Annotated in this window: 10 protein-coding genes; 6 read left to right on the top strand and 4 right to left on the bottom strand. The window is 45.0% G+C overall.

Annotated elements, in window-relative coordinates:
* Positions 1-333, top strand: a 333-nt coding sequence (locus tag AC06MN_RS03570) for a T9SS type A sorting domain-containing protein (protein WP_475670981.1), incomplete at its 5' end; no start/stop codon positions are given.
* Entirely contained in the window at positions 330-560 is a 231-nt protein-coding gene (locus AC06MN_RS03575; protein WP_475670982.1) for a hypothetical protein, read from the top strand. The genes AC06MN_RS03570 and AC06MN_RS03575, both read left to right, overlap by 4 nt.
* 287 nt (positions 561-847) lie before the next feature.
* Here the strand turns inward: AC06MN_RS03575 and AC06MN_RS03580 are convergent, their stop codons facing one another.
* Entirely contained in the window at positions 848-2,989 is a 2,142-nt protein-coding gene (locus AC06MN_RS03580; protein WP_475670983.1) for a S46 family peptidase, read from the bottom strand.
* A gap of 626 nt (positions 2,990-3,615) precedes the next feature.
* Between AC06MN_RS03580 and AC06MN_RS03585 the strand changes: the two genes are divergently transcribed.
* From AC06MN_RS03585 to AC06MN_RS03600, 4 genes are all read left to right on the top strand, one after another.
* A complete protein-coding gene (locus AC06MN_RS03585) occupies positions 3,616-4,419 on the top strand; it encodes a DUF1295 domain-containing protein (protein WP_475670984.1) in 804 nt (267 codons plus the stop codon).
* A 372-nt stretch (positions 4,420-4,791) separates the two neighbouring features.
* Complete coding sequence (locus AC06MN_RS03590; protein ID WP_475670985.1) at positions 4,792-5,763, top strand: ABC transporter substrate-binding protein; 972 nt, start codon at positions 4,792-4,794, stop codon at positions 5,761-5,763.
* A complete protein-coding gene (locus AC06MN_RS03595; RefSeq protein WP_475670986.1) occupies positions 5,756-6,499 on the top strand; it encodes an ABC transporter permease in 744 nt (247 codons plus the stop codon). Before AC06MN_RS03590 ends, AC06MN_RS03595 begins: the two co-directional genes overlap by 8 nt.
* Position 6,500: 1 nt before the next feature.
* A complete protein-coding gene (locus AC06MN_RS03600) occupies positions 6,501-7,181 on the top strand; it encodes an ABC transporter ATP-binding protein (RefSeq protein WP_475670987.1) in 681 nt (226 codons plus the stop codon).
* A gap of 60 nt (positions 7,182-7,241) precedes the next feature.
* Here the strand turns inward: AC06MN_RS03600 and AC06MN_RS03605 are convergent, their stop codons facing one another.
* The 3 genes from AC06MN_RS03605 to AC06MN_RS03615 form a co-directional block, all read right to left on the bottom strand.
* On the bottom strand, positions 7,242-9,575 hold the full coding sequence (locus tag AC06MN_RS03605) for a T9SS type A sorting domain-containing protein (protein ID WP_475670988.1): 2,334 nt from the start codon (positions 9,573-9,575) through the stop codon (positions 7,242-7,244).
* A gap of 88 nt (positions 9,576-9,663) precedes the next feature.
* On the bottom strand, positions 9,664-11,919 hold the full coding sequence (locus AC06MN_RS03610) for a leucine-rich repeat domain-containing protein (protein WP_475670989.1): 2,256 nt from the start codon (positions 11,917-11,919) through the stop codon (positions 9,664-9,666).
* Positions 11,920-11,992: 73 nt separating this feature from the next.
* Positions 11,993-13,489 (bottom strand): tetratricopeptide repeat protein, encoded by a 1,497-nt coding sequence (locus tag AC06MN_RS03615; protein ID WP_475670990.1) that lies wholly within the window; start codon positions 13,487-13,489, stop codon positions 11,993-11,995.
* Between the last annotated feature and the right edge of the window lie 109 nt (positions 13,490-13,598).

A 13,598-nucleotide genomic window follows, 5' to 3' on the forward strand; every position in this document is an offset into this window, starting at 1 on the left:
CACATCGTGACGAGTGGCACAAAGTATGACTATTCCGGGACGGTGTCCGGCTTTTTAAGCATCATCCATGATGAAACCGCCGATGTGGAGGAAAACGGTTGGGTTGTCCGCCCCTACCTCATCTATCCAAACCCGGTGAAAGACAGACTTTCCATACAATTCTCGCCTGATGTGAAATTGGAAAGCATTGAGCTGTACGATGTTTCAGGCCGCTGCGTGGCCCATTCGCACACGGCAGAAATGAACGTGGCAAACCTTCCGCCAGGGCAGTATGTGGCGAAAATCACCCTTGAAGGCGGAAGGGTCTATTCGAACAAAGTGGTGAAGCAATGAAAAAGACAGCAATCAAATTCATCCCTTTGGCAGCAGCGGCGGTCACCGCCGCCCTGCTGCTGGCGGGATGTCAGGAAAAAAGCTGCAAGCAAAGTCCTGCGCAAGAGAAATCTGAAATCCAAATCCAGACTCCAGCCTCTACCGACTCCTCGGAAATGGACGAGGATACGCATCATAGAATTATTCTGATAAAGTCCACGAATGCGAATGGGTGTACGGAGAAGTGATGGGCGTTAAGCCTCAATCGCCATGATTTTGAGAAAGGTCGACATGTGAAACACATATCGACCTTTCTCAGTATGATGCTTTCGGTTGATAGAAGTTATCATTGTCGGTCGGATGGACAAACAGAATGCAGATATGACAGGCAAGGTTTTGTCGTGTCACAATCTGTTGGAACGTAGAGACGCACAGCCGTGCGTCTTTATGTTCCAAAGTTAGATTACGTTGGGCAAACAGCAGAAAAGGCTGGCCAAATCGGTCAGCCTTTTGTCGTAATATTGCGGTTTTGGCTTTATTCCACAATCGTCATTTCGTCAACCAAATGTTTGGCACCGGCGAACTTGTCGATGATGAAAAGCACATAACGGATATCGACTGAAATGTTGCGGCAGATGCTTGGGTCGTAGATGAGGTCGCTCATCGTGCCTTCCCAGCAGCGGTCGAAGTTAAGACCTAAGAGTTGACCTTCGGCATTCAGAATCGGACTGCCCGAGTTGCCGCCCGTGGTGTGAACGCTGGCCGTGAAAGCAACGTGCATCGAGCCATCCTTGTCGGCATAGCGGCCATAATCCTTGTTGTTGTAAAGTTCCTTCAGGCGTGGTTCAACCACATAATCGTAAATGTCAGGGTTTTCCTTTTGCATGATGCCTTCCAAAGTGGTGAAATGGCGGTAGTTCATGCCGTCTTTCGGCTTGAAGCCTTCCACTTTGCCGTAAGTCACGCGCAAGGTAAAATTAGCATCAGGCGAGAAACGCTTTTCGGGTTCCTCCATCTCCATTTGGCCACGCATGTAGATGCGCTGTAGGCTGTCGTTCTCCCTGTTGAGGCTGACTTGCTTTTCGAAAACACTTTCGCGATAGAAATCAATGATGTTTTGGTAGACCTGCAATGCCGGATCTTTTTGCAGTTTCTTGGCATCCTTTGCCTTGAAATTGTCGAGCAATGCGTTGACCGATGCTTCGGAAGCCAAAATGGATTTGTCAAACATATTATCGACAAATTTCTGAATGTCAGTGATATTGTTCAAAAATTCTGGGCGGAAATCGGCGGGCTGAGCCTTCATGTATTCGGCAATCAGCATGGCGGCGACTTCCTTATCAATCGGCATGTAATAATCCTTGAAGAATGAATTTGCCGTGCCTTTCAATGAATTAATCATTTTGTCAATTTCTTCCTGAGGCGTTTCCTTGGTCACTTGCGAGAGTTTGGAGAATTTGCCGGCGAAATTCACCAGTTCGATGCGCAATCCCGATTCGGCAATGTAGGTGTAAGCCAACTGATAAGGTTCCAACTCCTTGTAACTCTTTTCAAAAGCACGCAAAAGATTGATGTAAGGATAACGGCTGCGGCTCTTGAGGCACCAATCCTGGAAACTCTTTTCATAGAACCGCTTCTTTTCGATACCCTTGAAATTGTTGATGCCTTCGGTGACACCCATCCATTTTTTCCAGCCGTTGGCGATGTTGGCGTGTTTGGCAGCATACTGGATGCGGACTTTCGGGTCTTGCTCCTGATATTTGTTGTAGATGTCGAGCACCTTGCCGCGAAGGTCAACGGTGATAGGGTCGGTGAGATTGGCTTCCTGGTCGATGGCGACGGCAGGAAGATATTCGCTGGTGTAAGCCGGATAGCCGAAAACGAAAGCAAAATCGCCTTCATTGGCGCCTTTCAATGAAATGTCGAGATGCTTGACAGGCTTGTAAGGCACGTTGTCGCGGCTGTAGTCTGCCGGTTTGCTGTCCTTGTCGGCATAGATGCGGAAAATGCTGAAATCGCCAGTGTGACGAGGCCAGACCCAGTTGTCGGTGTCGCCGCCAAACTTTCCGATGTTGGATGGTGGACAGCCCACAAGGCGCACATCGCGGAACACTTCGTTGAACAACAGGTAATATTCATTGCCCAAGAAGAAAGGTTTTATGCTCACTTTGTATTCCGTCTGTTTTTCAATTTCCTCCACAATCTTTTTGATGTTGTCGTCGATTTTCGCATTGCGGTCGGTTTCCATCATATCTTCGGTGATGCCGGTCAGTACTTTTTCGGTAACATCGCGCATCTCACGCAAAATGGTGACGGTGAGGCCAGGGCAAGGCAGTTCTTCGCCCTGATTCATAGCCCAGAAGCCATTGGTGAGGTAATCGTGCTCCACGCTGCTGTGGCGCTGGATGTAGCCGTAGCCGCAATGGTGATTGGTAAGCAGTAGACCTTGGTCGCTGACGATTTCACCCGTGCAGCCGCTGCCAAACAGCACGATGGCATCTTTCAGGCTGCCGTGGTTGATGGAATAAATGTCGTCGGCAGTGATTTTCATACCCATTTCCTGCATTTCCTTTTCGTTGTATTGCAACAACATAGGAATCCACATTCCTTCGCCTGCAAACAAAAGGCAGGAAGGAAACAAGACCAAAAAGGTCAAAAGAAGTGATAATCTTTTCATAGTGTGTTAAATTTGTGGCAAAGGTATGAAAGATAGTTCGATTATCATAATTTTGTGGCCTGGAACATTTTTAGAAAAAACTATGCTGTTTAAACTTATAACCTTGCAACCTCTTTCCACAATCGACAATTGTACTATATTTGTCGCATAAATGATATGATCAAATTCAGATTACTAAACTATCATGGGAACCGCGATGTTTATAGGTGCCATTGTCAGATGGCTATTTAAAGGCTGTAAAACCAAACTTAGAGATGAAATAGATGGAAATTTTGAGCCGAAAATATTATGGTCTTACGACTTTGAAAACTGTATCATAGGGCTTTTGATATGTATTGTCATAATTGCTCTTATGGCGATGGCATCTGCAAGTTGAATCTTTTTATTATAAGTAACCATTCGAAAATATTCTGCAAAAAAACTTCTCATTTCGAGAGGCTCAATGAGCTGAAAACCAGATTTTTGACACCCTTTTCCAAGGGTGTGACGATGTCGAAGCATTGTGTTTTTTATGTAAACTAATTTTGCTCACCTATTAACCTATGGTTTGAACCAAATTCTTCCAAAATTTGTTATCTATTTGGAACAAAAAACTATCTTTGCAAAATCAAAAAAGTCATTGAATTATGCATTATTTGTTAATCCTTTTCATCGTTTCGCTGCTTGCTTCAAGCGTGGGTTTCAAGTATTTCATCTATTTTTTCAGCATCGGCTACGGCTTTGGCATTGCTGCATTGGCTGCCACAATTGCCATTATTTTCTGGGGTTCGCTCAGCCTGCCGACCATTGTTCTTTGTCTGGTTCTGTTTGCCTACGGCTGCCGATTGGGCATTTATCTTTTCAAGCGCGAACGGAAAAGTGCCGACTACCGCAAAATCCTTTACGACCCATCCTTGCAGGAGAAAAAGCCCGTTTTTGAAGTGATGATGGTTTGGATTTTCTGCGCCATTCTTTATGTGGCCGAAATCAGTCCTGTGGCTTTTCGCCTGAGCAATACCGCTGAAAATCTTCCGATTAGTGATGTGTGGGCTTGGATTGGTGCCGTGCTGATGGTTGCCGGTGCTTGCCTCGAAGCGGCTGCCGATGCTCAGAAAAGCGCTGCCAAGAAAGTCAATCCGAAGCGATTTGTCGACACGGGATTATATAAGATTGTTCGCTGCCCGAATTATTTGGGCGAAGTCACCTTGTGGACGGGCTGTTTCCTGACTTGCATCGGTGCAAGTTGCAGCACGTGGCAATGGATTGTGGCCGCCATCGGTTACATCGGCATCATCTATGTGATGTTCAGCGGTGCGCGCCGTTTGGAACTCCGACAAATTACAACTTACGGCAACGACCCTAAATATCAGGAATATGTCAAGAAAACGCCAATCCTGATTCCTTTCCTGCCAATTTACAGTCTGGCCAAATATAAATGGCTGCAAGCGTAAGAAACCTTAATTTCGGTGAATCAATTCGCCAAATATTATAATTTTCGATGAATTTGTTCACCGATTTTATGGATTTTTAAAATTTTCCCACTCTTTTTTCCGCGAAGGGTGCCGTTTGCAAGCTCACTCTGCCTTTCGCTGTATTAGACTGCCCTTTCAGGGCGGACGCGTAACCAAAACTTTGTTCCTACCTTTTTTCTTTGAAACAAAAGCTCATGGAGGCAAAAATTCCTGATTTCTCAGACTTTTCACTTAGAAACTCTGAAACTTTTTCCTCCTAACTCCTAATTTCTCACTTCTAACTTTTCCACTTTTCACTTTCCACTTTAACACTTCTACACTCCAAAATGATAATTTCCCTATTTTTGCGCCATGAAATTCAAATCGTCTTGCATATTGATTGCGGCTTTAACCTTTTTCGCTTGGTTTCCATCGTGCGGTGAAAACAAAAACGAAAAGGCTGAAAACCATTATGTTATCGCAACTTTGCGCGGTCCTTCTTCAATGGGAATGTTGCAATTCATCGACAGCGTGAAGCAAATGGAAAATGCCAATGTCGAGATTCTGGTTTTCGATGAGCCGCTGCAAGTGCGCAAAATGATGCTCGACGGCAGCGCCGATTTTGCCAATCTGCCCACTACAATGGCAGCCTTGCTTTACAACAAAGGCATTGATTATCACTTTGCTGCGGTGCCGGTTTGGGGAACGCTTTACCTCTGCGGCAACGACAGCACCATCCAGTCGTGGGACGACTTGAAAGGCCGAAAAGTCTATCTGATGGCCAAAGGCATGACGCCCGATGTGATGTTCCGCTATCTTATGACCGAAAATGGCCTCAAACCCTACGAAGATGTAGATTTGGACTACCGTTTCCCGACGCACATCGATTTGGCGAATGCCACAATGGCGGGCCGCGCCGATTTGAGCGTCATCTCTGAACCTTACCTGAGCATGGCTTTGGAGAAAAATCCATCATTGCATATCTTGTTGAATCTCAGTGAAGAATGGCAAAAAACCAAGGGAATTCCTTTGGCGGAAACGGCTTTCATCTGCCGCGCCGAAATCGCTGAAAACCAAAAGGAAGTTGTCGATGCCGTTGTGCAAGCCTACGCAAAATCGGTGGATTGGGCGAATGGCAATGTGAAAGAAGCAGCGCAATTGGCTGTGAAATATGGCATTATTGACGATGCGATTGCAGCTGAAAACTCCATTCCGCGTTCCCATCTCCGCGTTGCCGCTGCAAAAGATGTGCAACAGCAAATTGAAGATTATCTCCGTGTGTTTTATGAATTGGATCCACAAATCATAGGTGGCAAGATGCCTAATGCAAAATTCTATGAATAAAAAGAAAACCTATATTGGCATAACCTCCGTCGCCGTGATGCTGGCGCTTTGGGAAGTGGCTGCGCTTCGCATCGGCTCCGAGCAAATCATGCCGGGACCTTGGGCGACTTTGTTGGCCACAATCCGGCTTTTTGCCGAAAAGGATTTCCTTTTAGTGGTCGGCAACACGCTTCTGCGCGGCTTGATTGGCTTTGCCATTGCCTTGGTTTTGGGTGTCGGTTTAGGCATTTGGGCAGGCGTAAATGAAAAATTTGAGGCCTTCTTGCGCCCTTGGATTGTGGTGATGCGTTCCATTCCCGTTGTGGCATTCATCCTTCTGGCCTTGATATGGTTCAAATCAGGTTCAGTGCCTGTGTTTATTGGCATTCTCACCATGTTTCCGATGATTTGCACCAATGTCATCGAAGGCATCCGCAATGTGGACGGCAAACTGATTGAAATGGCGCGGTTTTACCATGTCAGCGAGAGCCGCATCATCAAGGAAGTGTATGTACCCGCCATTGCGCCTTTTGTGGTGAGTGGCATTTCGAGTGCTTTCGGCATTGGCTGGCGCGCCATCGTGATTGGCGAAGTGCTCAGTCAGCCGGAATTCGGCATCGGCAGCCGGATGCATGCGGCGCAGTCGTTCCTGAATGTCGATGTGCTGATAGCCTGGACCTTAATCGCCATTCTGATTAGTTTTCTCTTTGAAAAACTCATCCGTTGGGGCGAGAAGAATTTGATAAAATGGAAATGACATGGCATTGGAACTGAAACATATCAGCAAGCAATTTGACGGCAACGTCGTTTTCAAGGATTTCGACATTGCCTTTCAAGAAGGCGTGATTTCCTGCATCCTCGGTCCTTCGGGTTGCGGCAAGACCACTTTGCTCAACATGATGGGCGGGGTGACAGCAGCCGATGGCGGCGATTTCAGCAGCCTCAACGGCAAGCGTTTTTCCTATATCTTTCAGGCGCCACGATTGATGCCATGGAAAACCGTTGCGGAAAACATCGGTTTTGTCATGGATCGCAACCTTACGGCTTCCGAACGCCAGCAAAAACTTGATTATCTGCTACAAATGGTCGAAATGGACCATTATGCACAATATTATCCTTCGCAGCTCAGCGGCGGCATGGCGCAGCGCGTTTCCATTGCAAGAGCCTTTGCCATCGATTCTGATGTCATCCTGATGGACGAACCTTTTTCGGGCCTCGACATCACTTTGAAGAAAAACATCATGGAGCGTTTCGTGGAGATTTGGAAACGCGACAAACGCACGGTCATTTACGTCACGCACGACATCGACGAAGCCCTGCTGCTCAGCGACGAAATCATCGTGTTCAGCAAGGCTCCAGTCAAGATTGTTGCGCAAACGCAGGTTGACAAAGACAACCTTCTATCGGTTAAAGAATTGATTTTGAAATCGTTGGTGTGATTTTTGTATTTGAGTCTGTAGAGACGTTTTGTAAAACATCTCTACACAGCCAAATAATAATCATTTCCGAACCACAAATTTCACCGTCCGTTGTCCAATGCAGATGAAATACATCCCATCATCCAATCCTGAAACATCGATGATTTGGTTGTCGGCAATGTTGCCTGTCATCACGGTTTGACCGAGCATGTTGCTGATCCTGAATGTGCAGGTATCGCCTTGGCTTTCAATGTATAAGGTGCCGTTGGTCGGGTTTGGATAAAGGGCGAAGCTTACATTTGTTGTTTCATCAATGCTGGAATGCATTTCTTCATAAACCGCATCGCAATCTTTGTCGCCGTTTTTGAAAATCAGGTTGCCGTCAATCCAGTAGCAGCGTATGCCCTCCACGCGGTGGCTTTTCTTTTCGTTCATCAGTTTTTCGGGGAAGAAACTTGTCAGGTGACCGATGTCGCAGATAATGGTTCCGTTGAAAATGCCGTTGTCGTCGCTGACGCGCTGTATCGGATAAGTCTTGCCATCGTAATGAGTCGTATCGACGGCATCGACGTACATGGCAAGGGTTTCCGCGCCAACCTTAATCTCCCATTCGTCGCCAGGCTCAAGACCAAAATCGTAGAGTTTGGTGAACTCGTTCAAAGTCTTGTTCCACCAGAAGACCTTGTTGTCCTCATTGTAGATGTATTCGTGCGTAACGGTTTGGTGTTCGCCCTTGTCGTAGAGCGTGTTGGTGCGCACAATGATTTTCACGTCCTTATGGTTGATGACCGTGTCGTTGGTGTATTGCAGGTGCTGATAGGTGATGCTGCCGTTGTCGTTCACGATTTCGTAGTACCATTCGGCACCGATAGGCGAAACGGCAGGTTCGAAAAAGGCTTCAAGGTCAATGTCCTGGGTCACGGTGATGGTTCTCGGATTATTGGTGTTGCCATCGCTCCAGTGGCTGAACTGATAGCCGTTTTTCCCGTTGGCCCAAACAATGGCAGTTTCATTTTCCTTGTAAATGCAGTCACCCGAAACCGTGCCTTTTGCATCGTCACAACTGAGGGAAACGAAATATCCGTTTTCCAACTGGCAGGGTGAATAGTAGAAAATGTTGTTTTTATCTATAGGAACGCGTGTGGTATGTGTTTCGGTTATTTTATTGAAAACAGGAATATGATAATCGCTGATAGAAGGATCATGGATACAGAAATCGTACCATATCGAATTGCAAAGCAAAATGTTTTCTATCGGTGTTTCTGCATCGTATGTCATGTTAATCGTTTCTTTGGTTTTGTTCCAATTGCCAGTTTCTGCATCGTACTGCGAATAATTGCCATATAGTGTGCAGTTGCCGTTCTCGTCGTATTCATAACTGAATTTTTCGCTTGGAGTTGTGCCACCATATAACGTTATTTCTTCAAGTCCATATTCGTTGTATGAGAGTGTCGTCTTACACTTTAATACCCAATCAGATTCCTTCCAATCATATAACAAGCTGTCGGTGAGCCTGTCTGATGCGTCGTAATACCATTCATATTTTTTTTGTTCCACCCAGTTTCCGTCAACCGCTTCATAGTGTGTCTGGCTTTCATTCATGTTTGAAGCCGTATAAGTGTATTCCTGCTTTTCAGCGTCCTCCCAATGGTTTTCCGACCAATTTCGCTTCGTGTAGGTTTTCTTGTTCCCATTATCATAATAGGAATATACCAGCTGATAATAAGGCACTAAAACATCATACTCTGGTGACGTAATGGTATATCTGGTTTCAGTTTCCAAAAGATTGGCATCGTTATAAACATAGTCGCTCTTATTTACAAGGTAAAGCGTATTATTTCCTGACAGAGTATAATTAAGCACATTAATCAGGTGGTTGTGCTCATCATATTGGTATTCTTTTCTTTTTGAAACACAGTAATTCCCGCATGTTGAATACCCGAATTCTTCGTATTCTTTGAGATTTCCATGGTCATCATAGACATTCCGTTTGCCAAAACAAATAGATTGTATATAATCGTTTTCGTCCCAAACGTATTGATAATTCAGAGACAAAACCAGATTCCCGTTTTCATCATATTCCAAGTGATCTTTTTCATAAGTAAATTCTTGGTTACTGTAAGGGTAAAGTTGTTTATGTATCCGATCTATGATATTTCCATTTTCATCGATTCGGTAATCATGTTTTTCATTCCGTTGGCCAATCCGGTATTCTACTTGTTGCAAACTGCCATGTTCGGTATTGTAATAAAAATAAGAGTATTTATTATACCCTTTTTTTTCTCCTTGATATTCCACCACGCTATCCAGTTTTTCGGTATAGTTGCGGTTTGCAATCATGCTTGGCCTTTCCTGCGCCCATGCAAAGCTGATGGCTGTCATGCAGATAATCATTGTAAATAATGCGTTTTTCATAATATATAAATTTTAATTTGTTAATATTCAATTGGTTTTCCCATGTGGAGACGTTGCACGCAACGTCTCCACACGGATTTCCAAAGAATCATTTCCGAACCACAAATTTCACCGTCCGTTGTCCAATGCAGATGAAATACATCCCATCGTCCAATCCTGAAACATCGATGATTTGGTTGTCGGCAATGTTGCCTGTCATCACGGTTTGACCGAGCATGTTGCTGATGCTGAATGTGCAGGCATCGCCTTGGCTTTCAATGTATAAGGTGCCGTTGGTCGGGTTTGGATAGAGGGTGATGCTTTCAGAATCTTGTGCTGAGACATTTTCTTCCACATCAAGAATTTCATCGCAATCCGTGTCGCCTTGATGGAAAAACAGATCGTCATTCACCCAGTAACAACGCAGGCTTTCAACAACAAACGGGCAAGATTTTCGCATTATCTTTTCGGGGAAGAAACTTGACAAATGGCCTACGCCACAAACTATGTTGCCCGTGAAAACATCGTTTTCATCGCTGATATGCATCATCTTGAAAGTTCGGCCTTCGTATTCATATTCCGAAACTTCATCAACACGGACAATAATTGACCTGCCACCTTTGGTAATCTGCCATTCATCGCCGACTTCAGCGTTTTGATCGTACAAAACCGTGAAGTTTTCATTTTCCTTGTCCCACCAATACACCACGTTATTTTCCTCGTAAACGTATTCGTGCGTGATTTCCTGATGCTTGTCATACAAAGTGTTGGTGCGCACGATGATTTTCACGTCCTTATGGTTGATGACCGTGTCGCCCTCTTGCTGCAACTGCTGGTAAGTGATGCTGCCGTTGTCGTTTAGGATTTCGTAATACCATTCGGCGCCACCGATAATCATGCCTCTTTCAATGAAGTTGCTGAAATAATTCCACCCGGTAGCGTTTCGGTAAAGCTGGCTCGTTCCGTAAGGAACATAAACATTTGTGGACTCAAAATCATCATAGTCAAAGCCGCATTCATTAAAAGTTGTGGGATAAGCTAATGGTGGCGTCATGGCTTCAGAAATGATGGTATTCAATAAATTGCAATAATTAAATGACTCATTTCCAATTGCTTGAATTGTTCCTGGAATATTGATACTTGTCATTCTGCGATTGGTGAAAGCATAGTTTCCTATTGATGTGATGCCATCAGGGATGATGGTATTCACACTTCCCAAAACCAACTCGTTGGTAGAAGTCTTGATAAGGGCATTGCAGTCGTTTCGGGTGTCGAAATAAGGATTGTCATGATCAACGGAAATGTAAAGCAAAGAGTCGCCGCAATAAGCAAAAGCGTCATCGGCAAGTGTCTGTAACGAACTGCCGATTTCAATTGTGTCGAGACTTCTGCATTCCTTGAATGCTCTTGATTTTATTGTGGTGACAGAATTCGGAATGACCAGTTTAGTAATTGAATTACAATTAGTAAAAGCAAAATCGTCAATAAGTTGTACATCTTCTCCGATATTGAGGTTTTTGAATCTTGGACTGTCGCAGAAACAGGCTTCATCACTGACTATACAATTTATGGCATTAAAGTTCACCGTTTCTAACGCGGTACATTCCCTGAATGCATACTGTTGTATTTCCGTAGTGCCTGTGCCAATGGTGACCGTCGACAAGTTAGTGCAATTACTGAAAGCCGACCATCTGATTTGGATGACGGAATTAGGAATTTCAACTTCAGTAAGGCTGGAACAATGGCCGAAAGCAGAATCCCAAATCTTTTGAAGTGAATCATTAAATGTGACAGACTGCAACGAATGGCAATTTAAAAAAGCCATTCTGCCAATTTCAGTTACATTTTCAGGTATTGTAATTAAAACCAGCGAATTGCATTCCATAAAGCATGCCTCGTCAATGTATAACAAACCAGAAGGAAGAACGATTTCTGTAAATGCAGTTCTGGCAAAGGCTCTTTCTCCAATTATATACATTTGGTCAGGCATTTCGACTGAAGACAAATTGGAACAACCAAAAAAAGCGTGTGAATAAATCGCACAAACCGAATCGCCAACAGTCACAGCCGTCAAGCCAGTGCATTCATAAAAAGCAAATTCCCCGATTGAAACAACCGTGTAATCTACACCGTCATGCGTTACGCTGCTTGGAATGATTAAAGAACCTGTCGGTTTTGTGTAGCCTCCCCAATAGTCGCCCTCAACATGCGGATAAACCACTTCTACAGTTTTGTTTGCATCAGATGTAATTCTGTAGTACAAAGATACCCCTGTTTCACATACCGCCGAAAAGTCGTAATTCTGCTGTGCCTTTCCGATGAAACTGATGGCAAATAATGTCACAAATAATAATACTCTTTTCATAATGTATAAATTTTTAATTTGTTAATATTCAATTGATTGTATTTCTCGTTTGGAGACGTTGCACGCAACGTCTCTACACGGCGTTGACGATTTCCTCGAAGCTGCGCTTGTCGTCGGTCATGTCCATTTTCAGCTGCTTGATGCGCACCTTGCGGCGGTAATACGAATCGGTTTGGGTGTCCAACAGAATGGAAATCACCTGGTTGGAGAAATTCTGCTTTGAGAGACAGCAGATGCGCACATCCCATTTCGAGAGTTTCGGGAAAAGGCTGAGCAGACGCTGTGAGAAACCGTCGTAAACCAAATCGGTCAGACCGATGAAATCGGCCCAGTCGTCCTCGCTGAGCGTGAAGTTCAGCGATTCGGTGGTCACTTCTTCGGTGAGGCTTTTGGCCGTAGCATAGACCTTGTTGCGCAGCAGTATCTGGCTGGTCATCAGCAGTTCCTTTTGCGAAAGGGTCTGGCGGTCTTTGCGCAACTCGTCGTTGGTGCGGATGAGGTTTTCCATGTCGCTCACCAGTTCGTGAATGCGGTTTTGATCGCGCTCAACCTGCCCTTTGAATTGCTCCATCTCAATGCGGTGGTCGGCAATCTTCTTCCTGACAATCAGCAAAATGACAAGCAGCAGGATGACGATGCCGGCAATCAGAAGGTAGAGTTTGAAATCGTGGACGCGGTGAACGGCGTTCATTTCGGCCTTTTGCATTTTCAGTTCATATTCCGCCTTGATGCGCTGCATGGCTTCGGTGTTTTGTTCGGCTTCGCTTTGCATCATGTTTTCAATGAAAAGGTCTTGATATTCAATTGCTTGGTTCAAGTCACCCATATTGTTGCTGATGGCGTAAAGCGTTTGGTAGCACGACATTCTCAATCCTGCACGCTCGCTTCGCAAGGCTTTTTCCAAATGCGTTTTGGCCGTTTCGTATTCGTTGGTGTAGTAATGCAAAATGCCCAAAGTCATGTGGCAGATGTCGATGTCGTTGTCAGCATCGGGCTGGTTTTGAAGCATTTCCAAGGCTTTTGTCACTTCTTCGATGCCTTTTTCAAATTTTCCGATATTCATGTAATAGTCTCTGCCGATTTCCAAATGGAGGTCGCCAAGCAAAGCCTTGTTGTTGGTTTTTTCAGCCAAAACGAAAGCACTGTCGTAGTATGCTTTGCCTTGTTCAAAATCGCCCAACGAGGTGGCGACGCGCCCGCAGTTGCGCAAGGCGGCGGTCAGTTTCGGCTCGTCGGCAAGGCTGCGGAAGCCTTCGACGGCTTGCTGATGTTCGGCCAAGGCTGCCTCAAACAGACCGTGTTTCCAGTACATGGCGCCGAGGTTGTCTTGCAGCTCGCTTCTCAGCATCACGACTTTTTCATCGGTTTGCGGCTTGCATTGCTGCAAGATGAGCAAAGCCTCTGTGAAATCTTCGGCGGCTTCTTCGGTGTTTTTCGTCTGCCGTGCCTCGCAGCCATTATTATATAAGGTGTTGGCCTTTTCGTAGCGTTTCTCAAAACCGTTGCACGAACTCAGCACCACCAAGGCTGCCAGTAGGAAAAATGGAATAGTTTTGTTCGTTGTTCTCATAGTGATTGGATTTTCACATCACAAAATTACGAACAAAAAACATTTGTCAAGAGCAATTGACGGAACGTGCCGCGTTTGTCCATGTTTTTATGAGTTGTCAATAATTTAA

The sequence above is a fragment of the Candidatus Limimorpha sp. genome (genome assembly GCF_056203535.1).